This window comes from Wenyingzhuangia heitensis, assembly GCF_011762155.1.
Lineage (GTDB): Bacteria > Bacteroidota > Bacteroidia > Flavobacteriales > Flavobacteriaceae > Wenyingzhuangia > Wenyingzhuangia heitensis.
On record NZ_JAASQL010000005.1, the window covers coordinates 102,742 to 126,572 of the forward strand.

Annotated in this window: 22 protein-coding genes; 15 read left to right on the plus strand and 7 right to left on the minus strand. The window is 31.4% G+C overall.

All coding sequences use genetic code 11. The features are described from left to right. Window positions 1-7: 7 nt before the first annotated feature. On the minus strand, window positions 8-2,614 hold the full coding sequence (locus FHR24_RS13700; protein WP_167190061.1) for a putative LPS assembly protein LptD: 2,607 nt from the start codon (window positions 2,612-2,614) through the stop codon (window positions 8-10). Between the two features lie 128 nt (window positions 2,615-2,742). Here FHR24_RS13700 and FHR24_RS13705 point away from each other — a divergent pair, with 128 nt between their 5' ends. The 14 genes from FHR24_RS13705 to FHR24_RS13770 all read left to right on the plus strand — a co-directional run bounded on the left by FHR24_RS13705 (window position 2,743) and on the right by FHR24_RS13770 (window position 18,040). Then, window positions 2,743-4,206 (plus strand): N-acetylmuramoyl-L-alanine amidase, encoded by a 1,464-nt coding sequence (locus FHR24_RS13705; protein WP_167190064.1) that lies wholly within the window; start codon window positions 2,743-2,745, stop codon window positions 4,204-4,206. A gap of 20 nt (window positions 4,207-4,226) precedes the next feature. Then, window positions 4,227-5,186 carry an MlaD family protein gene (locus FHR24_RS13710; RefSeq protein WP_167190067.1) on the plus strand — a complete coding sequence of 320 codons (960 nt, stop codon included), beginning with the start codon at window positions 4,227-4,229 and terminating at the stop codon, window positions 5,184-5,186. Window positions 5,187-5,191: 5 nt separating this feature from the next. Continuing rightward, window positions 5,192-6,505 carry a (Fe-S)-binding protein gene (locus tag FHR24_RS13715; RefSeq protein ID WP_167190070.1) on the plus strand — a complete coding sequence of 438 codons (1,314 nt, stop codon included), beginning with the start codon at window positions 5,192-5,194 and terminating at the stop codon, window positions 6,503-6,505. A 73-nt stretch (window positions 6,506-6,578) separates the two neighbouring features. Continuing rightward, the gene (locus FHR24_RS13720; RefSeq protein ID WP_208412363.1) at window positions 6,579-7,364 is read left to right on the plus strand and encodes a (Fe-S)-binding protein; all 786 of its coding nucleotides are present in this window, start codon (window positions 6,579-6,581) and stop codon (window positions 7,362-7,364) included. 79 nt (window positions 7,365-7,443) lie between these two features. After that, entirely contained in the window at window positions 7,444-8,337 is an 894-nt protein-coding gene (locus tag FHR24_RS13725) for a 1,4-dihydroxy-2-naphthoate polyprenyltransferase (protein WP_167190073.1), read from the plus strand. Window positions 8,338-8,411: 74 nt separating this feature from the next. Then, complete coding sequence (locus FHR24_RS13730) at window positions 8,412-8,795, plus strand: hypothetical protein (RefSeq protein ID WP_167190076.1); 384 nt, start codon at window positions 8,412-8,414, stop codon at window positions 8,793-8,795. 162 nt (window positions 8,796-8,957) lie between these two features. Then, window positions 8,958-11,222 carry a TonB-dependent receptor gene (locus tag FHR24_RS13735; protein WP_167190079.1) on the plus strand — a complete coding sequence of 755 codons (2,265 nt, stop codon included), beginning with the start codon at window positions 8,958-8,960 and terminating at the stop codon, window positions 11,220-11,222. Window positions 11,223-11,228: 6 nt separating this feature from the next. Beyond that, on the plus strand, window positions 11,229-12,638 hold the full coding sequence (locus FHR24_RS13740; protein WP_167190083.1) for a PepSY domain-containing protein: 1,410 nt from the start codon (window positions 11,229-11,231) through the stop codon (window positions 12,636-12,638). 42 nt (window positions 12,639-12,680) lie between these two features. Further along, the gene (locus tag FHR24_RS13745; RefSeq protein WP_167190086.1) at window positions 12,681-13,211 is read left to right on the plus strand and encodes an SRPBCC family protein; all 531 of its coding nucleotides are present in this window, start codon (window positions 12,681-12,683) and stop codon (window positions 13,209-13,211) included. A gap of 58 nt (window positions 13,212-13,269) precedes the next feature. Further along, entirely contained in the window at window positions 13,270-14,304 is a 1,035-nt protein-coding gene (locus FHR24_RS13750; RefSeq protein ID WP_167190089.1) for an o-succinylbenzoate synthase, read from the plus strand. Beyond that, complete coding sequence (locus tag FHR24_RS13755) at window positions 14,286-15,200, plus strand: CPBP family intramembrane glutamic endopeptidase (protein WP_167190092.1); 915 nt, start codon at window positions 14,286-14,288, stop codon at window positions 15,198-15,200. Before FHR24_RS13750 ends, FHR24_RS13755 begins: the two co-directional genes overlap by 19 nt. A gap of 56 nt (window positions 15,201-15,256) precedes the next feature. Then, complete coding sequence (locus FHR24_RS13760; RefSeq protein ID WP_167190095.1) at window positions 15,257-15,832, plus strand: acyltransferase; 576 nt, start codon at window positions 15,257-15,259, stop codon at window positions 15,830-15,832. A 2-nt stretch (window positions 15,833-15,834) separates the two neighbouring features. Further along, on the plus strand, window positions 15,835-17,520 hold the full coding sequence (locus FHR24_RS13765) for a gliding motility protein RemB (RefSeq protein ID WP_167190098.1): 1,686 nt from the start codon (window positions 15,835-15,837) through the stop codon (window positions 17,518-17,520). Between the two features lie 4 nt (window positions 17,521-17,524). Continuing rightward, window positions 17,525-18,040, plus strand: a complete 516-nt coding sequence (locus FHR24_RS13770; protein WP_167190101.1) for a DinB family protein — start codon at window positions 17,525-17,527, stop codon at window positions 18,038-18,040. A 36-nt stretch (window positions 18,041-18,076) separates the two neighbouring features. Here the strand turns inward: FHR24_RS13770 and era are convergent, their stop codons facing one another. Then, a complete protein-coding gene (gene era, locus FHR24_RS13775) occupies window positions 18,077-18,958 on the minus strand; it encodes a GTPase Era (protein ID WP_167190104.1) in 882 nt (293 codons plus the stop codon). Window positions 18,959-19,097: 139 nt separating this feature from the next. On the opposite strand from era, the gene FHR24_RS13780 reads away from it, so the two are divergent. After that, complete coding sequence (locus FHR24_RS13780) at window positions 19,098-19,388, plus strand: rhodanese-like domain-containing protein (protein WP_167190106.1); 291 nt, start codon at window positions 19,098-19,100, stop codon at window positions 19,386-19,388. Window positions 19,389-19,449: 61 nt separating this feature from the next. Here the strand turns inward: FHR24_RS13780 and FHR24_RS13785 are convergent, their stop codons facing one another. The 5 genes from FHR24_RS13785 to FHR24_RS13805 form a co-directional block, all read right to left on the minus strand. Then, window positions 19,450-19,743 carry a hypothetical protein gene (locus FHR24_RS13785; RefSeq protein ID WP_167190109.1) on the minus strand — a complete coding sequence of 98 codons (294 nt, stop codon included), beginning with the start codon at window positions 19,741-19,743 and terminating at the stop codon, window positions 19,450-19,452. A 130-nt stretch (window positions 19,744-19,873) separates the two neighbouring features. Further along, window positions 19,874-20,503 carry a response regulator gene (locus FHR24_RS13790; RefSeq protein WP_167190112.1) on the minus strand — a complete coding sequence of 210 codons (630 nt, stop codon included), beginning with the start codon at window positions 20,501-20,503 and terminating at the stop codon, window positions 19,874-19,876. Further along, window positions 20,496-22,160 (minus strand): sensor histidine kinase, encoded by a 1,665-nt coding sequence (locus FHR24_RS13795; protein WP_167190115.1) that lies wholly within the window; start codon window positions 22,158-22,160, stop codon window positions 20,496-20,498. The genes FHR24_RS13790 and FHR24_RS13795 overlap by 8 nt, the downstream gene beginning before the upstream one ends. Before the next feature lie 162 nt (window positions 22,161-22,322). After that, window positions 22,323-23,123, minus strand: coding sequence for a TPM domain-containing protein (locus FHR24_RS13800; protein WP_167190118.1), 801 nt, complete (start codon window positions 23,121-23,123; stop codon window positions 22,323-22,325). Between the two features lie 6 nt (window positions 23,124-23,129). Then, window positions 23,130-23,831, minus strand: coding sequence for a Bax inhibitor-1/YccA family protein (locus FHR24_RS13805; RefSeq protein ID WP_167190121.1), 702 nt, complete (start codon window positions 23,829-23,831; stop codon window positions 23,130-23,132).

The window sequence follows — 23,831 nt, forward strand, 5'->3', positions numbered from 1 at the left end:
AATCAGATTAAAAATCTCTGTTAGTAGCCTGTTTATCCCATTTTAAATCGCTTAAAACAGAAGATTTAACACCAATAAAAAAGTAATAAGAGCTGTTGGTTCCTAAAGGGATCCAGTTAAAATTCATACTCCAACTACTAAGGTCTCTTGTAAAACGAAGATTGGTATATGTAAAACCATTACTAACAAAATCGTACCCAGAAGAAGCTCCAACTTTCCAACCAGGACTAAGTTCTACGTCTCCAGAAAAAGTTAGAGAATTAGAACTCACTCTTCCTACACCTGTAGATTGTGTTACGGAGTAATTACTAGAGTAAGAAAAACGAATGTTCCAAGGCATTGATGAAATGTATTGAGGAAGTGATTTATTTTCATCTTTCTTTTTAGGTTCTTTTTCTTCGGGTTGATTCTGAAAGTCGTTTGTGTTTTGTAAGCCTTGTCCAAACATATCTTGGTCATATGCAGTGGTTTCTTCTTCTTCTTCTTTCTTTCCCTTTTCTCCGTTTTTCTTTTTGTCAAAATCTTTACTAGAAAAAGAATAACCTGTGCTAAAGCGAGCACTTGTTAATCTAACCAAAGGCCCTCCGTTGGTATAGCTTAATGTGTTTATTCTTTCAAATTTTCCAGTACCATCATCTACCAATGCATAAGGATCTAGTGTGGCACCAAAATTTAAATTCATTTTTTTAAACAGAGTGGTTCCTGCACTTAAACTTATATTAGAAAGTTTAAATTCATCTTTGGTAAAGTCATAACCAGAACTTAAGTTTAAAGAATTTAAAATGGTGATTTTTTTATCTTCTCCATCAGGATCGTCTTTGTCTGCTACTTTTCCTTCTAAAGTGTTGGCTAAGCTAAAGCTTAACGAATTAGAAGTTCCGCTAGAGGGACTACCATAAATTCCTGTTTCAAATGGAGAATAGGTTCTTGTGTTTCCGTCTGCATCGTCTTGTACTTCTTTGTAATAAAAACCAAAATCAGGTCTGTAACTGTAACTAATAGACGGTCTCATGGTGTGTCTAATTGCTTTTAATTTACTTCCTTTAAATTTAAACATACCATAAACGGTAGTTCCTAAAGAAGTAGATAGGCTATAGTCTCTAAATGTAGAAAAACCAGAAAGAGTGTCTGTTAAAACTTCGTCTTCAGTACTGTCGTATTGTTTATTTACTTTTTCAGTATACCAAACTTCTCTATAATTAGCACTGGGAGATAAAGAAAAGTATTTTAATAGTTTCATGTTGGTGCTTAAACCTATATTGTGTTTTGCTCCATTTCTAGCATTTTCAAAAATTTCTCCAGCAAAAAACTTATCTTCTGTTGTTTCTACCTGATTTTTAGCTTCAAAAGAGTAGGTTAAACCAATGTTTTGAAATGCATTCTTTTTAGTTCCATTTTTAGGCGCAAAAGGATACAATCTGTCCATATTTAATCTTACAGAAGGTAGTGTGGCAGTTACCACTTCTGTATTTGTGTTTTGTTGGTGGTTGGCAGATACGGTCATGTTAAAAGGGGTATCTACAAATTTTTTGTAATAGTTAATAGAAGAACTTAACGTGTTTTGTAAACCTAAACCTGTATTAGACTCGTTAATAGATTGCTTAAAGTATTGACTGCTACCAATGTTTACAGAAGATGAAAACCTACTGTTTGGTGAGCCTTTGCTATCTTGATTGTGAGACCATCTAAGGTTTGAGTTTTTGGTAACACTATAACTAGAAAACCCCTCTATACCATTAATTAGATTATCGTAATTAAACGTAAAGCTACCACTGTATTTATATCTAACTTTATAGTTAGAAGCTATGTTTATACCCCAACTACTATTAGAGTAAATATCTCCAGTAAGTTTTAAATCAAAATAATCACTAACAGCAAAATAATATCCACCGTTTTGTAAAAAGAATCCTTGACTAAAAGATTCTCCATAAGTAGGGAAAATAATTCCTGAAGTTCTATTTTTAGTTAATGGAAAATAAGCAAAAGGAAAAATAGCTGGTGTAGGAACATCTGCAATGACTAAATTGGTAGGTCCTGTAATAATTTTTTTTCCTGGAACAATTTTAGCTTTTGTTGTTTTTAAGTAGTAATCAGGATGTCTAGGGTCTGATGTTGTAAAAATAATGTTTCTAACAAATATGGTAGAGTCATTTACTCTTTTGGTTTTTTCTCCTAAAGTATTAATTCCGTCTTGTTCAGTTTCTAAACCATAAATAATGGCTTTTTTAGTTTTGTAATTAAAAATTAAGGAATCTTGTGTTGTTTCATTTTCCTTTGTTTTAAAAACAGGTAATTGAGAGTATTTACCATCTTCATCTGGTATTCCTCTAGCTTCAACAGTATTGGTGTTGTAATCAATCAACATTTGTCCAGCAGTAATATCATATTGATCGTATATTACATGAGCCTCATTGTATAATTTTACCTTCTTGTTAATTACATCTTCTAAAATATAATCTTCGGCACTGTGTTCTATAATGTACTGTACAGCTGCTTTGTTTTTTTTGACGGGTGGTATACTATCGTTTTGAACAATAGAATCATTTGCTACCGTTATATTGCTAGCATTGTCTTTTATGTCTTGTGCAGTTACAGTGAAACTGTTTATGCACATGAATAAAACTGAGAAAAGAAATTGAAGTCTATTTGTTTGCAATGCTTTTAGTCCTATTTTTGTATAGTCAATTACAGGCAACAAAATAGATGCCAGTTTAAGACCCCAAAAATAATTAAATTTTATAGATGAAATTGATTACAGTATTTAAATATCATAAGTTTTCCTTACTATTTTTAGGAGTTCTTTTTTTATCGTTTATAAATCTAGGTTTTACGAGGGTTTATGCACAAAAAAACAAACCATTTATTGTGGTTTTAGATGCAGGTCATGGAGGTAAAGATCCTGGTAAAATAGGATATAAAGGAGCAAAAGAAAAAGATGTTGCCTTAAATATAGTCTTAAATACAGGTAAGGAACTGTCTAAAATACCTGGAATAAAAGTGATGTATACACGAAAAACGGATGTTTTTGTGGATTTATGGAAGCGTGGGGATATTGCCAATGATGCAGATGCTGATTTATTTGTGTCTGTACACTGTAACGCACATACCAGTCAGGCTATTGGAGCCGAAACCTGGGTGTTAGGATTGCATGCAAATGAACGAAATTTTAGAGTAGCTAAGGCAGAGAATGAAGTAATTTTACAAGAAGAAAATCATCAAGAACGTTACCAGGGTTTTGATCCAAAATCTCCAACATCTGTAATAGGTTTGTCTTTGGAACAGGAAGAGTATTTAGATCAGAGTTTGTTGTTGGCTAGTTTAATTCAGCAAGAGTTTGAAAAAACCTTAAAAAGGGTAAATAGAGGAGTAAAACAAGCTGGGTTTGTAGTGTTGTATCAAACTTACATGCCAAGTGTACTGATAGAAACAGGATTTTTAACCAATAGAATAGAAGGGAAATATTTATATTCTCCTGCCGGACAAAGTCAAATGTCTAGATCTATTGCAAAATCTATTTTAGACTATTACAAAAGACAGCAAATGAATGTTGCTGATAAAGGCTATACCGTTGCACCTGTTTTAACTGAAACAAAAGAGATAACAAAAGAAAATTTAGTAGTTACAAGTCATTCTACACCAGGAACTACAACCGATAATATAGCTTATTACAAAATACAAATAGCATCTGGTAAAAGTAGAATTAGCACATCTTCTTATAATTTTAAAGGGTTTAAAAATGTAGAAAGGGTTCAGGTAGATAAGTTTTATAAATATTATTTAGGGAATTACTCTTCAAGAAACGAAGCGCTTCAGGTTTTAGCAAAAGCAAAATCTAAAGGATATAGAACTGCATTTTTAGTTCCATTCGCAAATAATGGAAATGTTGCAACAGCAACAGATTCTTCAGTAAGCGTAATTGCCCAAAAAGTAAAACCTGTTTCTGATGTGTATTATAAAGTTCAAATAGCATCTTCTACTCAAAAAATAAGTACAAGTCCATCTAACTTTAAAGGATTAACAGAAGTAGAAGCCGTAAAAGTGGGGGCTTATTACAAATATTACTTAGGAAAGACAGGTTCTTATGCAAAAGCAAAAACGTATTTAAAATCGGCAAAAAATAAAAAATACAGATCGTCGTTTATTGTAGCTTTTCTAAATAACAAAAGAATCACCTTAAAAGAAGCGTTGAAAAGAGAAAGAAATTAAATATTTTGTATTTTCGTTGCATGATAAAAATTTCAAAAGAATTTAAAGCAGGAATTGCTACTATAGTCATATTGGGTCTCTTTTATTGGGGGTTTAGCTATTTAAAAGGTAGGAATTTGTTAAGAGGTGGTTTGAATAGTTACTATACAACCTATCAAAATATTAATGGATTAAGAAAATCTAGTGCTGTTACAGTAAATGGATTTACCGTAGGTAGTGTTATTGATATTTATTTTAGTCAAGATCCTGCCCAAAAAGGAGAGTTGATTGTTGAATTTACCATTGAAGAGGATTTTAAATTTTCTAAAAATAGTATTGCCAAAATATACAGTGCTGGTTTAATGGGCGGAAAATCTTTAGCAATAGTTCCTGCTGATGATGATAGTGAATTGGCAAAACCAGGAGATTACCTTAAAGGAGATGTAGAATCTGATATGCTGTCTTCTTTTACCAATAAATTAAATCCTTTACAATCCAAAATAGAAAATGCAATTACAAATATAGACTCTGTTGCACATGATGTAAATGTGTTGTTAAGTGATGATATGATTGGGAATCTTCAATCAAGTATAGAAAACATCAATCAAATATTAGCTACTTTAAACAATACGTCTAAAACAATTGACAACGTAATTGCTAAAAACGAAACAAATTTAGATGCTACGTTAAAAAGTATGAGTGCTACTACTAAAAATCTAAAAGTATTTTCGGACTCATTGGCTCAAGTTAAAATTTTATCTATCTCAAAAAAGATAAACAATACAGCAGCTAGTTTAGATAGTATTACTGCAGGTATTCAGGCAGGAAACGGAACTCTAGGAAAACTAACCAAAGACGAAAAATTGTATAACAATTTGGAGCAAGCAAGTAAGGAGTTAGAAGAGTTGTTAAGAGATATGAAAGAACATCCTAAAAGATTTGTTCATTTTTCTTTATTTGGTAAAAAAGCAAAACCATATAAAGAAACCACCGATAAATAAAAACTATGCAGTTTATTCCAAATGTTATTTTTGCAATCCTACTGGGAGTTGGAGTGTTTTATTTTGCAAACAATGTTAAAAAGTTGGTTCGTAATATAAAACTAGGGAAAGATGTTAATCGGTCAGATCAAAAATCTGAAAGATGGGCAAACATGATCCGTATTGCTTTAGGGCAATCTAAAATGGTAAGAAGACCCGTTTCAGGAGCACTTCATATTATTGTATATGCAGGTTTTATCATTATCAATATAGAAGTTTTAGAAATTATTTTAGATGGTTTATTAGGAACTCATCGTTTGTTTTTACCTGTGTTAGGAAACGGAATTTATGGTTTTTTAATAGGAACTTTTGAGATTTTAGCGTTCTTAGTTTTAGTGTCAGTCATCATTTTTTGGATTCGTAGAAACATTATTAAAATAAAACGTTTTTTAAGTAAAGAAATGACGGGTTGGCCTAAAAGTGATGGGAATATTATCCTTTATTTTGAAATGGTTTTAATGTCTTTATTCTTGATCATGAATGCTACAGATATTCATTTGCAAGAGGCTGGGGTAGGGAATGTAATTAGTCAATTTATAGCTCCTTTGTTTTCGGGAATATCATCAGAAGGAATTCATGTAATAGAACGCACTACTTGGTGGATTCACATTATAGGAATTTTAGCTTTCTTAAATTATTTATACTACTCTAAACATTTACATATTTTATTAGCATTTCCTAATACGTTTTATGCGAATTTAAAACCCAAGGGGCAGTTTGTAAACAATAAAAATGTAACCAAAGAAGTACAATTAATGATGGATCCTAACGCAGATCCATATGCAGCTCCTACCGAAGATGAAGGGGAGCCTGAAAAGTTTGGTGCAAGTGATGTAACCGATTTAAATTGGGTGCAGTTAATGAATGCTTATACGTGTACAGAATGTGGACGTTGTACTTCTGTTTGTCCTGCAAACTTAACAGGTAAAGAATTATCACCTAGAGCCATTATGATGAAAACTCGTGATCGTTTAGAAGAGGTAGGTAAAAACATAGATGCTAATAAAGGAACTTTTCAAGAGGATGGAAAGCAATTGTTGGGAGAGGGTTATATAACTCAAGAAGAAATTTGGGCATGTACAAGTTGTAATGCTTGTGTAGAAGAATGCCCTGTAAATATAGATCCTTTGTCTATTATTATGGATATGAGACAATATTTAGTTATGGAACAATCTGCAGCACCACAAGAGTTAAATACAATGATGCAGAATGTAGAAAACAACGGAGCACCTTGGCAATACAGTCAAATGGATCGTTTAAATTGGGTAAACGAAGAGTAGAGCCAATTAATAATAACAATTAACAATTATGAGTTCTTAGAATTCGTAATTCGTAATTATACAATTCGTAATTATGATAACAGTACCAATTATAGCAGATTTATTTGCCCAAGGAAAAGAACCAGATGTTTTATTTTGGGTAGGTTCTGCAGGAAGTTTTGATGATAGAGCAAAAAAAATAACAAGAGCTTTTGTAAAAGTTTTAAACAAAGCAAATGTAAATTTTGCTGTGTTAGGAACGGAAGAAAGTTCTAGTGGTGATGCTGCTAAAAGAGCAGGAAACGAATTTTTATTTCAGATGCAAGCCATTACAAATATAGAGGTAATGAATATGTACAATGTTAAAAAAATTGTAACTGCTTGTCCACACTCTTTTAACACACTTAAAAATGAATATCCAGAGCTAGGAGGTAAGTACGAAGTTTTTCATCATACACAATTTATAGAGCAATTGGTAGAAGAAGGAAAATTAGATTTGTCAAAGGCGAATTTAGAAGTAGGAAATATTACATTTCACGATCCTTGTTATTTAGGTAGAGCCAATGATGAGTACAATGCTCCAAGAAATTTATTAGCAGCAATTGAAGGAACCACTTTGGTAGAGATGAAAAGATCCAAGCGAGATTCTTTATGTTGTGGTGCAGGTGGTGCTCAAATGTTTAAGGAACCAGAAAAAGGAACGATGGATGTAAATGATTTACGTACACAAGATGCTTTAGAAACCAAGCCTAATGTAATTGCTACAGGTTGTCCGTTTTGTAATACCATGCTAACAGACGGAATTAAAAACAAGAAAAAAGAAGCCGAAGTTCAAGTAAAAGATGTTGCCGAATTGGTGGCAGAGGCTTTAGGTTTGTAAGAAATAAAGATTTTAAAATTAAATGTGACTATACGGTACTTATCAAAGTGAAATAGTCACATTTTTTATGTTTAAAAATATGAAACATTGGATAGAAGCAGCAAGATTAAGAACCTTGCCTTTATCATTATCAGGAATTATTGTAGGTAGTTTTTTAGCGGTATCAAAAGGAATGTTCCGTTGGGATATTTGTGTGTTAGCTTTGTTAACCACAGTTGGTTTTCAGGTCTTGTCTAATTTTGCCAATGATTATGGAGACGGTGTAAAGGGAACCGATAACGAGAATAGAGTTGGGCCACAACGTGCTTTGCAAAGTGGAGCTATTAGTCCCCAAAAAATGTTAAAAGGAATTTATTTAACCATTTTTATCACGCTATTTATTGCAATAGGATTAATTTACACTTCTTTTGGAAGTGAAAACTTTGTGCTTTCTATTATATTTTTCTTTTTAGGATTGGCATCCATAGGAGCAGCAATAAAGTATACCATGGGAAAAAGAGCTTATGGATATTCTGGATTTGGTGATGTTTTTGTTTTTCTATTTTTTGGATTGTTAGGTGTAATTGGTTGTGAGTTTTTGTACACAAAACAAATAGATGTATTGTCTTTTTTACCCGCAATTAGTGTGGGTTTGTTTAGCGTAGCTGTATTAAACTTAAATAATATGCGAGACAGAGCCTCAGATATTTTATCGAAAAAAAACACTTTAGTCGTTAAATTGGGAGCTAAAAAAGCCAAACTATACCATTATTTTTTAATTGTTGGAGGTATAGTGTCTGTAACAATCTATACATTAATAGATTTTAGTTCTTACAAAGAATTCTTGTTCTTATTGGCATTTGTTCCTATGGTAAAACATATCAAAACAGTGGTATGTAATAAAGAAGCTGTATTACTAGATCCTGAATTAAAAAAAGTAGCCTTGTCTACTTTTTTGTTTGCCATTCTTTTTGGGTTGGGATTTATTATTTAATCCTATTTCTTAGGATAATGATTGTTGAAACTTAAATGTTTTGTTGTAGTTTTACGCCGCTTTAAAATTGTTTTGTGAAAATTAAAATCACTTATTTAATTTTGTTTTTATATATGTTAGCTGTATTTAAGCCGTTCTTTCCGGTATTTAATTACATTGCTAACTATACATATTACAAAACAGTTTTGTGTGAAAATAAAGACATTCCAGAAATGGCTTGTAACGGTAAATGTCAGTTAATGAAAGAAATGGCTGAAACTCAACAAAAAGAAGAATCTGAACCTATAATTCCTAGGTTAGATTTGTCTGAAATACCTATTACAATTTTACAAAAAACGTATTGTTTTGAAACTTACTTATTCAAAACAGAGATTGCTAATAATTATACAAATGTTAAAATTGCTATAAACTCTATTTGTAGTGATGTTTTGTGTCCTCCACCCGATAGTGTACTATAATACATGTTTTAACTTCTGTTAAAATATACGTATTCATTAAAATAACTATTACAATTTATCAATCATCGCAGAACTTAAAAGTCATCATGCGATAAAACACTTACGTTAATGTTTATCAAAAAAACATATATAATAGTATGTGTTTCATTACTATGCACAGTAATGTCACATGCCCAAAAAACAATTACCTCTAAAGTTTTAGGAAAAGATTTTAAAGAAATTATCAAAGGAGCTATTGTTACTACAAAACAATCTAAACAAACTACTTTAACAAACAATAAAGGAGATTTTACGATAGAATCAGCATCTGTAAATGATGAAATTTCTATTTCATTTTACGGATATCAATCTATAAGTTATAAAGCTAATAATGTACCCAAAACTATTTTGTTAGAAACATCATTAGAGTCTTTAAATCAGGTGATTATTTCTGCATCAAGACAAAAAGAGAACAAACACGATGTACCTGTTGCTATTTCTGTCGTCACCAAAAAAACAATGCAAGAAATGCAACCGAATGATATTTCTGAAGTTCTAAACCAGAAACCAGGGGTGTTAATGGTAGATTTAGGAAACGAACAACATATGATGGCCATTCGTCAACCAATGACCACAAAAAGTTTCTTTTTGTATTTAGAAGATGGGTTGCCAATTAGACCAACAGGAATTTTTAATCACAATGCGTTGTTAGAGACCAATGCTGCTGCTATAGAAAACTTAGAAATTATTAGAGGTGCTTATTCCTCTTTATACGGAAGTGAGGCCATTGGAGGAGCTGTAAACTTTATTACAGAAAAACCAACAGAAGAACTAAATATAGAGGTTGGAACTAGAGTAAATAATTTAGGATATCAAAGATTTGATGGAAAAGTTTCTGGAACAGTTGGTAAAACAGGAATTTATGTAAGTAGCTATAGATCTTCTATTGTTGATGGATTTAGAGATTATGGAGATTATGAAAAATCTGCTTTAACCGCTAAAATAACACATCAGTTTACAGATAAGTTTGATATAGAAAATTCGGTAACTTATATTGATTATAGAAGTGATATGAGTGGTAGTATTGGAGAAGATGCTTTTCATAAAAAAGATTTTTCGTCTATTCATACATTTACATTTAGAGATGCAAAATCACTAAGAGCAACAAGTACCTTAAATTACAAGTGGAACGAAAATCAGAATTCTTTTGCCAAAGTGTATTATAGAAATAATGATTTAAAACAAAACCCATCGTATAGAATATCTAATAGAGCGGCATTAAACGCTACCACAAAAACAGGTAATATCAATAAAAATAGTTTTGATTCTTATGGCCTTTTATTTCAACACAATGCCAAGCTATCTGATGTTTTTAAATACAGTGCTGGTGCGGTTGTAGATATTACAATCAATGATTATTATGCAGAGGAGTTAGAGGTGTTTAGAAATGCAGATGGAGTTTTTGAAAGTTTTAAACAATTAGGAACATTTGCATCTGATTACAATACAGATCTTGTAAACGTAGGAACTTTTTTTACAGGTGAATACAAGTTAACTTCTAACTTTAGATTAAATGGAGGGTTAAGAGTAGATGCGTTTGATTATCATTTTAAAAATAAATTAGGGGCTTCTGCAAGTTCATACAATGCACCCAATACCAATAATACTTTTTGGTCTGTAACTCCTAGAATTGGAATGGTGTATAAAAATAAAAACTATGGTGGGTATGCTAATTATTCTAAAGGATTTGTGCCTCCTTCTGTAGGTGAATTATATGGGGAATCTGATGTTCCATTATTAGATCCGTCTAAGTTTAATAATTATGAAATAGGAACGTTTACAAGCTTGTTTAAACATAGTTTGTATATAGACTTTGCACTTTATTATTTAGACGGAGAAGATGAAATTGTATCTGTTAGAACTATTGACACCACTACGAATTTAGATAGTTATGAAAATAAAAATTCAGGTAGTTCTGAACATTATGGTTTAGAGTATAAAGTAGATTATAAGTTAAATAAAGAGATTTCTTTTAGAAATTCAGGTAGTATCTCTAAGCATAAATATAAAAGATTTGTAAGAACGGTCTCTGATGGTGCTTCTAGTACTAGTTTTAGCGGAAATGATATGCCAGGAGCTCCTAGTTATATAAATAATTTTGGAATTATTTACAAACCCAATTACTTAAAAGGATTGCGTTTAGGTTTTGAGTGGCAGTCTTTAGGGAAATATTATACAGATAATGAAAATACCATAGAATATAACGGTTATGATGTGTTTAATTTTAGAACATCTTATAAGTTTTCTAAAATTTATCTGTGGATGAATTTATTGAATTTATCAGATAAAAATTACGCAACAAGAGCAAGTACAGGTTATGGATCTACTACGTTTACTCCAGGAAATCCTAGAAATATTACTGTAGGAATTAAATATTCTATTCAATAACAACAGATGAAAAAATCAACAATATTTAAAATACACAGGTATTTAAGCATTGTGTGCTTATTACCTGTGGTTTTATGGTGTGTAAGCGGTCTAACACATCCAATTATGGCCAATTGGTTTAGAATAACACCGGCACATAGATCGGCTCCAGCATTAAAAATAGATACGACTAAAATTCAACTTTCTTTAAAACAAGTAGCTAGTTTAAACAATATAAAAGAGTTTAGTAATGTTGGTGTAAAAACGATAGACACTAAAGTTTGTTATGTTTTTTTAAAAGAAAACAAACAGGTTTTTTACAGTGCTTCAACAGGTGATTTTATAAAAGATGGGGCTGAAAAATATGCAACTTATTTGGCAAAATATTATTTAGGAAATACAGAGGCAAACGCTGTAAGTGTAAAAGTGGTCAGTTCTTTTACAGATGAGTACAAAGTAATTAATAGACACTTACCTGTGTATAAAGTTCGATTTAATGATGCTGAAAAATCTGATGTATTTGTACACATCGCTTCGGGTGGATTGGGAACCATTAACAACCGACTAAAACGATCTTATTTATGGATTTTTAGCAATTTTCACAATTGGAGTTTTTTAGGAGATAACAATACCATAAAGCCCTTTTTTATTTTTACAATATCACTAAGCACTTTTGTGGTGGGGGTTTTAGGATTGTATATTTATTTTGGAAATAGAAAAAAATATAAAAAAAGAACGAAAAAAGCAGATAAATTAAAGAGAAGAAATGTACATAGATATATTTCTATTCCAGTTTCAATTTTCTTTTTAATGTTTTCTTTTAGTGGTGCGTATCATGCGTTTCAAAAATTTGAGAAGTACGATTTAAATCAATACGAACCTAAAGAGCAATTTGGTTTAAAAGATATAGAGACCTCTATTTTTAAAATTCAAAATAGTTCTAAAATTCAAAGATTATCTTTGGTCAAAATAAAAGAACAAACGTATTATAGAGTCCAGTTCTTAAAACAAAAAACAGCTACTTATTTTAATTCTAACTCTCTAGAAATCTTAAAAAAAGGAGATGAGATTTATGCAAAAGAAAGAGCTTTGGCGATTACAGGTGAAAAAGAAGTAGACATAAAAGAAACTAATTTTATTACTTTTTTTGAAAACAAATATGGATTTATCAACAAGCGATTGCCTGTGTATGAAATTGCTTTCAACGATTCAGAAAACACAAGTTGTTTTGTTCAAACTTCATCGGGTATACCTGGTTCTATAGTAGATAAGTATAAAAAAAGAGAAGCTTTAAGTTTTATAATGTTACATAAATTTCATTTTCTAGATTTTTTAGGAAAAGGAACAAGAGATATAATTATAGCATTTGCTATTTTAAGCGTGCTGTTAATTTTGTTTAGCGGACTAAGGGTTTTTATCCAGATAATTAAAAAATAAATTAAGAAATGGTATCTTAGTTCTAGGAAAAACAATCTAACTATGAAGAAATATTTTTTATACGGTGTTGCCGTAATTGTCATCACTATTATTGTATTAGGTAGCATAGCTCCTAAAGAAGCAACTGTAGAACGTTCTATTGTAATTAACAAACCGGTAGCGGTTGTGTTTCCTTACTTTTTGGCTTTGCAAAACATGGAAGATTATTCTCCATGGCAAGAAAGAGACACAAAAACGATAAATGAATACAGAGGTGCAGGAAACACAGTAGGATCTGTACACAGATGGATTTCCGAGTTAGATCAAGTAGGAGTTGGAGAGCAAGAAATTAAAATGATAACACCTAATAAAGAAATTGTGTCTGAATTAAGATTTGAAAAACCTTATGAATCTACCTCTAAAGGATATTTTAAATTTAAAGAAGTAGCACAAGGAACAGAAGTAACTTGGGGATATACAGGTGCTTTTGGATTTGTAGAAGGAATTTTTATGATGTTTATGGATATGGATAAAATTTTGGGTAAAGATTTTAGTCAAGGTTTGGCAAAAGCAAAATCTAATTTAGAAAAATAAAGAAATCAACCTATAAAAAACAAACCTTTTGATCTAAGTCAAAAGATTTTTTTAATGTATGAGAGCGAGTTATAAAAAGTATATTTTAAATTTTAAGCAGGCCTCAGGAACCTCTAGGGGTGTGTTAAGAAACAAGGAAACATATTTTATTTTGTTAGAAAATAACGGAAAAATAGGATATGGAGAAACAGGATTGTTTAGAGGATTAAGTGCTGATGATAGACCTGATTATGAAGAAAAACTAACATGGGGTTGTCATAATATTCATTTGGGACTTCAAGAGTTATTAATACAGTTAATTGAGTTTCCTTCTATCCAATTTGGTTTAGAACAAGCTTTTTTATCCTTAGAAAGTAGTACAGGTTTTAATATATTTCCATCGGATTTTACTCAAAATAAAGCTAGTATTCCTATCAATGGTTTGGTTTGGATGGGAACTGAAAGCTTTATGCAAGAACAAATAGCATCTAAATTAAAAGCAGGGTTTACCACCATAAAAATGAAAATTGGTGCTATTGATTTTGATACAGAAATTAAATTATTAACCGTTATCAGAAACCAATATTCAGCTAAAGAAATTACATTAAGAGTAGATGCTAATGGAGCTTTTACCCCTAAAAATGCATTGAGTAAATTAGAACAATTGGCAAAGTTAGACATTCATTCTATAGAACAACCCATTAAACAAGGGCAGTTAAAAGCAATGAAAGAATTGTGTCTAAAGACTCCAGTACCTATTGCTTTAGACGAGGAATTGATTGGTGTTTATTATAAAGAAGAAAAACAACAAATTGTAGAAGAAATAAATCCACAGTACCTTATTTTAAAACCCAGTTTGGTAGGTGGAATTAAAGGGAGTAATGAGTGGATAGAATTGGCAAACAAACAAAATATTCCTTATTGGATAACCTCAGCCTTAGAAAGTAATATTGGTTTAAATGCCATAAGTCAATACACCTATACTTTGGGAGTTTCATTACCACAAGGTTTAGGAACGGGTAGTTTGTATACCAATAATATAGAAAGCCCTTTAGAGGTAATAAATGGAAATATACAATACAATACAAAAAAAGCATGGAAAATAAATATATAGCACAAGCAAGTAAGGGAAATTCTCAAGCTTGGAGATATGTTGTGGGAATTGTAATTGTAATCGTACTAACAGGATTGTTTTCTTTGCCTTATAATTTTGCTATAGCTTCCAAAATAGATTCAGGAACTGCCGATGCTACTAGAATACAAGATTTTAGTTATTTAATGACATTGTTTGATAGCAATGTAAGTTTAATATTTATGATGTTGCCTTTTGTAGGAAGTTTAGTAGGTCTCTATTTAGTAGTTATCAAACTACATAACGTTAGTTGGTCTGTGTTTAGCAGTAGTAGTTCTAAAATAGACGTTAAAAAAATAGTCTTTTCCTTTTTGTTATGGGGAACAATAAGTGCTATGATAATTTTGTTGGGAGTCTTATTAAATCCAGAAGAGATTATTTTAAACTTTAAACCAGCAAAATTTGCTCTTCTTTTTTTAATTGCAATTGTAATGATTCCTATTCAAACCAGTTTTGAAGAATATATATTTAGAGGGTATTTAATGCAAGGTTTGGGTTGGATTAGTAAAACAAGTTGGTTTCCATTAGTAGTTACCTCTATTGCTTTTGGTTTGATGCACATTGCCAATCCTGAGGTTGATAAATTAGGAAATGGAATTATGGTTTTTTATATAGGTACAGGCTTGTTGCTAGGTGTTATCACTTTAATGGACGAAGGTATTGAGTTGTCTTTAGGTTTTCATGCAGCTAATAATTTAATTACAGCTTTGTTGGTTACTACAGATTGGACTGCTTTTCAGACCTATGCAATTTTTAAAGATTTTTCATCACCTAATTTAATGGCAGAATTAATTTTAATTGCGATTTTGTATCCGTTATTGCTTTTAGTGTTTGCTAAAAAATACCAATGGACTGGTTGGAAAGAAAAACTCGTCTAAAATTTATTGTCTCTTTTTAAATTCTTCTGTACTTTTAAATTAAACCTAAACACCTTATGAATAAAGAATATTTTGCCCATGAAACCGCTGTAATAGACGAAGGTTGCAAAATTGGAAAAGGAACTAAAGTTTGGCATTTTAGTCATATTATGCCCAATTGTGTAATAGGAGCAAATTGTAATATAGGTCAGAATGTTGTGGTGTCTCCACAGGTAGTTTTAGGAACCAATGTTAAGGTGCAAAACAATGTATCTATTTATACGGGAGTAATTTGTGAAGATGATGTGTTTTTAGGACCTTCTATGGTTTTTACCAATGTAATAAATCCACGTAGTGCTGTGGTTCGTAAAAATGAATATAAAGAAACGTTGGTAAAAAAAGGAGCCAGTATTGGAGCCAATGCAACTATTGTTTGTGGGAATCCTATTGGGGAATATGCCCTAATAGGTGCAGGTGCTGTGGTAACAAAAGAGGTTTTGCCTTATGCTTTGGTGGTGGGGAATCCATCTAAGCAAATTGGATGGGTAAGTGAATACGGACATCGATTAAATTTTAATAAAGCAGGTATTGCTATTTGCTTAGAATCCAATCAAAAATATAAACTAGTAAACGAAAAAGTATCAAGAATCTAACTATGAAAAAACTACTATCTATTATTGTCTTAACAGCAGGGCTGGTACAGGCACAAGAAAAAGAAATTTTTCCAGAACATTCTAGTCAGTTAAGAATTCCATTTAATCACAGTACTTACAGTGTTTTTGAAAAAGGAATTTACGAAGCTGAGAATAGCCATACAGCTATAAAACCTTATATCTATAACGTGGTAAGCAAAGATGCTGGATTGGATACTTATAAATCGTCATTATTAAAAGATAAAAAAACGTGGGGAGGAAGAAAGTTATGGAACGAACATTTAATGGAAGCCAAAGGTAAGGATTATTGGTTAAATTTAGATGTTTTATTAGATGCTAGTGTTGGAAAAGAAAATGGAAATATAGGAACAACTATAGAGAATACTAGAATTTTAAAAGTAGAAGGTCAGTTAGGAAAAAAGCTATCTTTTTCTGCAACTGCTTATGAAACTCAAGCTAAATTTCCTCAATATATATATGAGTATATAAAAATTCAACAGCCAGAGGATGGTGCTGGAATTATACCTGGTAGGGGAAAAGCAAAAGGGTTTGGAGAAACCGGTTTTGATTATGGAATTTCTACAGGATATGTTTCTTATACACCTAATAAATTTATGAACGTTCAGTTTGGTCACGGACAAAATTTTATAGGAGACGGATACCGTTCTATGTTATTGTCTGACGTTGCAGCTCCAAGAACGTATGCAAAATTAACCACAACGGTTGGTAAAGTACAGTATACTAATATTTGGACTTGGTTAAGAGATTTTAATTATTCTATAGATACAGATCCTACAAACAATGCAGGACATAAAAGAAAGTATGGTGTGTTTCATCATTTAAGTTGGAATGTAACTCCTAAATTTAACCTTGGCTTTTTTGAAGGAATCATATCAGACAATTCAGGAACGTCAGGTTCTATGCAAGTAGAATATTTAAATCCAATTATATTTTATAAAAACATAGAGTTTGCCAATGGTGAAGATGCAGGTAGTGGAGTTGTTGGTGTAGATGCAAAACTAAAAGTAGGAAAAAACAATTATGTATATACTCAGTTTTTGTTAGATGAATTTTCTGCGGATGAGTTTTTTAAATCAGGAGGATATTGGGGAAATAAATACGCATTGCAATTGGGAGCTAAGTTTTTTGATGCTTTTAATGTAAAAGGATTGCTGTTACAGGCTGAATACAACAGAGTAAAACCATTTACCTACTCACACGAAAAGCAACATAATTACGCTCATTTTGGACAGTCTTTAGCACATTTATGGGGGTCTAATTTTTGGGAGGCAATTTTTATTGCTCGCTATAATAAAAACAGATGGGGAGTAAATACAAAAATAGTATTAGGACAAAAAGGATTTGATATTGATGGAGATGCCACTTCTTATGGAGGAAACATTTTTGTAAATACAGGAACTAGAGCAAGTGATTACAACCAAGAAACGTTACAAGGGAATTTAGCCGATATTTTAAACGTAGATGTTGAGGTTAGTTATCTAATAAATCCATCTAACAACTTTAAAGTATTTGCAGGAGCATTGCTTAGAAATTTTTCGTCAGACAGCTCTATTACCAGAGTAGGAATAGCACCAGAATCTACAGGTTTTACGTTTAACACAGAAGATACTAAATGGTTTATGGTGGGAGTAAAAGCAGATTTATTTAACAATTATAGAGATTTTTAAGCCTATGGATAAGAGTCAAATAACAGAAATGCCTTTTTTTTATGATAGATACATCAATTTAATAATTGATGGAGTTGATGTGTTGGAAGTATTAAAAACGACCCAAAATAACTTAGAGGAGTTAAAAGATGATTTTATCAGAAATAAAAATTATCAATACCAAGCTGTTAAGTGGACTCCCAAAGATATTTTACAACACTTGATTGATACCGAAAGAATTATGTCTTACCGAGCTTTGGTTTTGGCCAGAGGAGAGCAGCAAGACTTAATTGGATTTGAAGAAGATAAATATGCACAAAACACCAATGTAAGTAACAGAACGGTAGAAGATTTGTTGGAAGAGTTTAAACTAGTTAGGTCTGCAACTATTCATCAATTTAAACACTTTACAAAAGAGATGTTTGTAAAAACAGGTGAATGTTCCGGAATTCACGTAACTCCCTTAATATTTGGGTTTATATGTGTTGGGCATGTAAAACATCATATAAGTGTATTAAAAGAAAAGTATTTTATAAATTAAACAAAAAAGCCACTCTAATTTAGAGTGGCTTTTTTGTTAGTCTTTATATCCAAAACGTTTCAATTGTCTGTCGTTAGATCTCCAGTTTTTGTTGACTTTAACATACAGTTCTAAGAACACTTTTTTATCAAAAAATATTTCTAAGTCTTTTCTAGCTTCCATTCCCACTTTTTTAAGTGCAGCTCCTTTATGACCAATAATAATTCCTTTTTGTGTTTCGCGTTCTACCATAATAATAGCACGAATACGAATAATAGTATCTTCTTCAAAAAACTCTTCTGTTTCAATTTCTACAGCGTAAGGAATTTCTTTCTTATAGTTTAATAATATTTTTTCACGAATAGCTTCGTTTACAAAGAAACGTTCTGGCTTATCTGTTAATTGATCTTTTGGATAAAACGCAGGAGAAGCAGGTAACAACTCTTTAATTTTATCAAAAACAGGTTCTATATTAAATTTTTCTAGTGCAGAAATTAAATACACATTTGCTTTGGGAACTTTTTCTTCCCAGTAGGCTAATTTTTCTTCAATTTCTTCTTGGTTAGATGTATCAATTTTGTTGATTAACAACATAACTGGCACCTTTGAGTTTTGAATTTTATTAAAAAAAGCTTCGTCTTTTAATTCTTTTTCACCTATTTCTACCATATATATCAAAACATCGGCATCTTCAAAAGCAGATTTCACAAAATCCATCATAGAAGTTTGCATTTCGTAGGCAGGTTTAATAATACCTGGAGTATCAGAAAACATAATCTGATAATCGTCTCCATTTACAATTCCTAAAATACGATGTCTTGTAGTTTGCGCTTTAGAGGTGATGATCGATAATTTCTCTCCAACAAAGGCATTCATTAAAGTAGATTTCCCAACATTGGGATTTCCAATAATATTTACAAACCCTGCTTTGTGTGTCATATGTGTTAATTGAACTGCAAAGTTACGCAAACCAACATTAAGAATAAAGAGGTATTCGTTAAAGTATTATTTGTATGTCAATAAGCTATGTTGAAGTAAAAACAATTTGTAAATTTGTGCTTGAAACAAAAAATAAATTATGAGTCAATTTGATAACGAAAAAATTCAAGAGTATTTAAAAAATGGAGCCGTAGTTTTAGATGTTAGAACTAATGAAGAGTTTGCAGAAGGACATGTAGCAGGTTCTGAACATATTGTTTTACAAACATTACCTGGTAAAGTAGCAGATGTAAAAGCATATGGAAAGCCCGTAATTGCAGTGTGTAGAAGTGGAGCAAGAAGCCAACAAGCTACAGATTTTTTAAAGCAACACGGAATAGATGTAATGAATGGTGGTCCTTGGGAAAACGTAGATCAATACCTAGGTTAGTAAACCTTTAAAATATAAAAAAAGCTTTCTGATTTTAATCAGAAAGCTTTTTTTATGCTTGTTATTTTTGCCAAGGTTTGTAGTTTTTATAAGCAGGTCCTTTAAGCTTGTTTCTCCTGTTGTCTGTAACAATGGCATAACTTTTTTGTGGGTTGTTATCTTGCCAAGGTTTGTAGTTTTTATAAGCAGGTCCTGTTAACTTCTGTTTGTTAGATGTACTAACTACTGTAGTACTTTCTGTTTTATGCTGCCAAGGTTTGTAGTTCTTAGCTTCAGGTCCTTGTAAATTGTTTTTTGTTTGAGCTACCATACTGCTCCCTACCATAATTACTAAAATCCAAATTAAATTCTTCATAATACACGTCCCTTTTATAATTGTCTGATGTAAAATTACAATCAAAATAAAGGTTTTGAAATATGAGAAAAACGGTATTTTTTAATGGTGGTTATACGTGTTTTTTTCTACGTGTTTTTACGGGTGTTTTTTAAATTAAACTTAGTGTAGTTGCTTTGTTAATTAACTCTACAGTATTTTTAACTTCTAATTTTTTTAACATATTAGATCGGTGTGTTTCTACTGTTCTAGTACTTACATATAGTTTAGAAGCAATTTCTTTGGTCGTAAATCCTTTAGATAGAAACTCTAAAATTTCTGCTTCTTTTTTGGTTAATTTTCTCACACTTTTTACTTCGGCCATACTGTCTATCATCTTTCTAGACAAATCTTGATTGTAGTATTTACCACCGTTGTATACTTGTTTAATAGCATCTATAACTTCAGTCTCGTCTGTGTTTTTTAGCAAATAACCAAAGGCTCCATACTCAGCACAACGAGCAATATAGTTACCATCATCATGCATAGAAATAGCTATTGCTTTAACCGTTTTGTATTTTTTTCTAATATTTTTTAAAACCTCAAAACCATTCATGTTTGGCATAGATAGATCTAGCAATAAAATATCGGGTAAGGTTTCTTTCTTTAGAGTATTCATTAGCTCTAGGCCATCTTCTACCGTAGCTAATACGTTTAAAAAAGGATGTTTATTTAGCAAAGCAGTTAATCCATCTCTAAATAATTGATGATCATCTGCCACAATAAGATTGATTTTATTCATGTGTTAAAGGGATTTCAATTTCTACATTGGAGTTTTCGGGTTCAGATTCAAAAGAAATCAATCCATCTAAAATTTCTACACGTTCTTTAATGTTTAAAATTCCAGAACCTAATTTTACTTTTTCGGTATCATAGCCAATACCATCATCAAAATAATAAATAGATAGATAATTGTCAAACTCTGTAATAGAGATTCTTATTTTACTGGCATTTGCATGTTTTACGCTATTGTTAATTAACTCTTGACTAATTCTAAAAACAGAAATGGCAATATTGGTATTAATTTTAGAGTTTTTAGTTTTAATAGAATTGTTAAAATCAATATCTATTTGTGTGGTGTTGCTAATTAGTTTTACAAATGTTTTTAAGGTTTCTCCCACACCAAAATCTATTAAAGACGGAGGCATTAATGCATAAGTCATTCTTCTAATTTCGGCAATGGTATGATCTATTAGAGCTTTCATTTTGTCTTTTTCATCTAGATCAATATTCATGTTTTCTACAAAAAAGCGCAAACTAGTTAATAATGGACCAATGCCATCATGCAATTCTTGAGCCAATCTTTTTCTTTCGGTCTCTTGCCCTTCTATTAAAATTCTTTTTTTATTGGTATTTGCTTGTGCTACTTTTGTTTGATATTCTATCAATTTATCTTTCATTTTAACCAATGAATTACCTAATACATCTGCTTTAGATTTTGGTTGATAGTTGCTGTCTAGTTTCATTTCACCAACTTCATGAGAAAAACTAATAGCTTTGGTTAAAGATTCTTTTAAAGAATTTAAGGCTTTTAAAATATCGTTAATTTCTTTAAAATGTGTTTTTTTACCCATGTTTATATTGTAGTTACCATTTGCCATGGCTAACAATTGAGTTTCCATAGTTTTTAGCGGTCTAGATAAAAACTGTGTAAAATAGTTTCCTAATAAAAGTGCAATTACCAAAATAGAGCAGGCAATAATTAACAATTTAAGCTGCATGGTTTGCAAAGGTTGCATAACCTCTTCTACATCCATTTCTGATAAAATAGCCCAATGTAGGTTAGAAATTTTTATGGTATTATAGGTGCTGTAAACCCAAACATTTCTATAATCTTTATAAATACCTGTTTTAAAAACTGATTGAAATGCGTTTTGAACACTTTTGGTTTTTGCTGTAATGCTATAAGGGGCTTGGTTGGTTAAAAACCTAGAAGCAGAGCGTAACTTATAATCTTGCCCAACCAAATAGGTTTCCCCACTTTGTCCCATTCCGGTTCTTTCTAATAATATTTGTTGAACATATTTATTAGACAACGTTTTTAAACTTACTATTTTATTGTTTTCTACTTTGATCAACCCAATTAATAAATTTCCATTTTTAGAAATAGGAGTAAAGTCATAAATACCTGTTGTCTTAATTTTAAAAGGAAGGTTTTGCAACCTGGATAGATTAAAGTCACGAATTGAGTCTTTTGAATTGTATTGAAAGCGATTCCATTCGGTATCTAAATACTTTTCTATTTGTACTCTTTTTAATCGCTCTATAGAACTTAGTTGAGAGAGTATTTTTTCGTTTAATGTTTTTTCAAACTGATTGTAAAATGAAGTGGAAAGTGCAATCACAACTACAAAAAGTAAGGAGTTGATGATGATAATGATCCAAGTTTTAATGCTCATTTTTTTGTGTATTGGGAGGTGTGAAAAATAGTGTTACGAATGTACACAAATTAGTGTGTAGTAAAAGATATGAGGTTTTAATTTTTTTAGAAATAGGCAGAAAAAAAGCTCTTTATTAAAAAATAATAAAGAGCTTTTGTGTGATTTTTTAAAGTGTTAGAGTTACCAACCTCCGCTGGCACCACCACCACCAAAGCCTCCGCCTCCAAAGCTACCTCCGCCAGAAAAACCTCCGCCAAAGCCACCTGAAGAACCACCTCGGTATCCTCTGCTACTCCCTAAGCTACCTAATAAAATAGCGGTAAAAATATCAGAAGAATCTAATTTTCCTCCTCTGTTGTTAGAACCTCCATTTCCTTTTCCAGAATTGTTTCCTCGGCTCATAAAAAAGATAACGGCAGCTACAATAATTACCAAAACTAAAATATTTCCTTTTCCTTTAGTGCTTTTCTTTTTTGGATCAGCTTTGTATTCTCCTGCTAATATTTTAATAATTCTATCAGAAGCAGAATTTAAACCTATATAAAATTGTTGTTGTTTAAAAGCTGGAGTTATTAAATCGGTAATAATTTGTTTGCTCAAATAATCGGTTAATAAATGCTCTACACCATAACCTGTGGCAATGTGTACTTTTCTATCATTTTTAGAAACTAAAATAAAAACACCGTTGTCTTTACCTTTTTGACCAACTCCCCATTCATGAGCTTTTTCTGTGGCAAGCATACCAATATCATTCCCATTTAAACTATCAATGATAACAATAGCTATTTCGGTAGAGGTTGTATCTGCATACTTAATTAATTTATAAGTAAGTGCGTTTTCCTCTTGTTGTGTAAGTATATTTGCATAATCATAAACTCCTTTATAGATTGTCTCTTTTTTAGGCAAAGGATCTTGAGCGTTTGCAAATAGTATTGAAAAAAAAGCCAGTCCCAGGACTAGCTTTGTAATGTGTTTGTGCATAATTTTTTATTTTCTGTCTCCAAATAAACGTAATAAGTATAAAAATAGGTTTATAAAATCTAAATACAAGGTTAAGGCTCCCATAATGGCACCTTTTTTTGCATCTTCTTCAGAATTTAACTGACCTGCCATTCTTTTTATTTTTTGCGTATCATAAGCCGTTAAACCTACAAATACAATAACTCCCACGTAGTTTAAAATATAGTACATCATGGCAGATTGTAAAAACATATTTACAACCGTAGCAATAATCAATCCTATTAAAGCCATAAACAAAAGGTTTCCCCAGCTTGTTAAGTCTTTTTTAGTGGTATATCCATAAAAACTCATGGCTCCAAAAGTACCTGCTGTAATAAAAAAGGTAGAAGAGATAGATGCCGATGTATATAGTAAGAAAATGGTAGACATGGTCAATCCATTTAATACCGAATACAACACAAATAATAAACTCGCTTTTTCGGCAGTCATTTGCTGAATTCTAGCAGATAACCATATAACCAAACCAAGCTCTGCACCAATTAAACCATAAAAAACAATTTTGTTGATACCTCCTTGTGGTGGGTACAAAATTTGTAAAAAAGCAGGAGTTGTAGCTGCCCACCATGCAACAAATGCCGTGATTAATAAAGCACCGCTCATCCAAGCGTATACTTTGTTCATAAATACAGCTTCTTTAGCCGTACTAGATTCTATTGAAAATGGGTTCAT

What these genes read in the sequence shown, in the direction of transcription:
- FHR24_RS13780 (WP_167190106.1), top strand. Translation starts at nt 19,098, where the DNA reads ATGAGTCAATTTGATAACGAAAAAATTCAAGAGTATTTAAAAAATGGA.
- FHR24_RS13705 (WP_167190064.1), top strand. Translation starts at nt 2,743, where the DNA reads ATGAAATTGATTACAGTATTTAAATATCATAAGTTTTCCTTACTATTT.
- FHR24_RS13725 (WP_167190073.1), top strand. Translation starts at nt 7,444, where the DNA reads ATGAAACATTGGATAGAAGCAGCAAGATTAAGAACCTTGCCTTTATCA.
- era (WP_167190104.1), bottom strand. Translation starts at nt 18,958, where the DNA reads ATGACACACAAAGCAGGGTTTGTAAATATTATTGGAAATCCCAATGTT.
- FHR24_RS13765 (WP_167190098.1), top strand. Translation starts at nt 15,835, where the DNA reads ATGAAAAAACTACTATCTATTATTGTCTTAACAGCAGGGCTGGTACAG.
- FHR24_RS13745 (WP_167190086.1), top strand. Translation starts at nt 12,681, where the DNA reads ATGAAGAAATATTTTTTATACGGTGTTGCCGTAATTGTCATCACTATT.
- FHR24_RS13770 (WP_167190101.1), top strand. Translation starts at nt 17,525, where the DNA reads ATGGATAAGAGTCAAATAACAGAAATGCCTTTTTTTTATGATAGATAC.
- FHR24_RS13720 (WP_208412363.1), top strand. Translation starts at nt 6,579, where the DNA reads ATGATAACAGTACCAATTATAGCAGATTTATTTGCCCAAGGAAAAGAA.
- FHR24_RS13805 (WP_167190121.1), bottom strand. Translation starts at nt 23,831, where the DNA reads ATGAACCCATTTTCAATAGAATCTAGTACGGCTAAAGAAGCTGTATTT.
- FHR24_RS13700 (WP_167190061.1), bottom strand. Translation starts at nt 2,614, where the DNA reads ATGTGCATAAACAGTTTCACTGTAACTGCACAAGACATAAAAGACAAT.
- FHR24_RS13740 (WP_167190083.1), top strand. Translation starts at nt 11,229, where the DNA reads ATGAAAAAATCAACAATATTTAAAATACACAGGTATTTAAGCATTGTG.
- FHR24_RS13750 (WP_167190089.1), top strand. Translation starts at nt 13,270, where the DNA reads ATGAGAGCGAGTTATAAAAAGTATATTTTAAATTTTAAGCAGGCCTCA.
- FHR24_RS13735 (WP_167190079.1), top strand. Translation starts at nt 8,958, where the DNA reads ATGTCACATGCCCAAAAAACAATTACCTCTAAAGTTTTAGGAAAAGAT.
- FHR24_RS13800 (WP_167190118.1), bottom strand. Translation starts at nt 23,123, where the DNA reads ATGCACAAACACATTACAAAGCTAGTCCTGGGACTGGCTTTTTTTTCA.
- FHR24_RS13710 (WP_167190067.1), top strand. Translation starts at nt 4,227, where the DNA reads ATGATAAAAATTTCAAAAGAATTTAAAGCAGGAATTGCTACTATAGTC.
- FHR24_RS13785 (WP_167190109.1), bottom strand. Translation starts at nt 19,743, where the DNA reads ATGAAGAATTTAATTTGGATTTTAGTAATTATGGTAGGGAGCAGTATG.
- FHR24_RS13715 (WP_167190070.1), top strand. Translation starts at nt 5,192, where the DNA reads ATGCAGTTTATTCCAAATGTTATTTTTGCAATCCTACTGGGAGTTGGA.
- FHR24_RS13790 (WP_167190112.1), bottom strand. Translation starts at nt 20,503, where the DNA reads ATGAATAAAATCAATCTTATTGTGGCAGATGATCATCAATTATTTAGA.
- FHR24_RS13760 (WP_167190095.1), top strand. Translation starts at nt 15,257, where the DNA reads ATGAATAAAGAATATTTTGCCCATGAAACCGCTGTAATAGACGAAGGT.
- FHR24_RS13795 (WP_167190115.1), bottom strand. Translation starts at nt 22,160, where the DNA reads ATGAGCATTAAAACTTGGATCATTATCATCATCAACTCCTTACTTTTT.
- FHR24_RS13755 (WP_167190092.1), top strand. Translation starts at nt 14,286, where the DNA reads ATGGAAAATAAATATATAGCACAAGCAAGTAAGGGAAATTCTCAAGCT.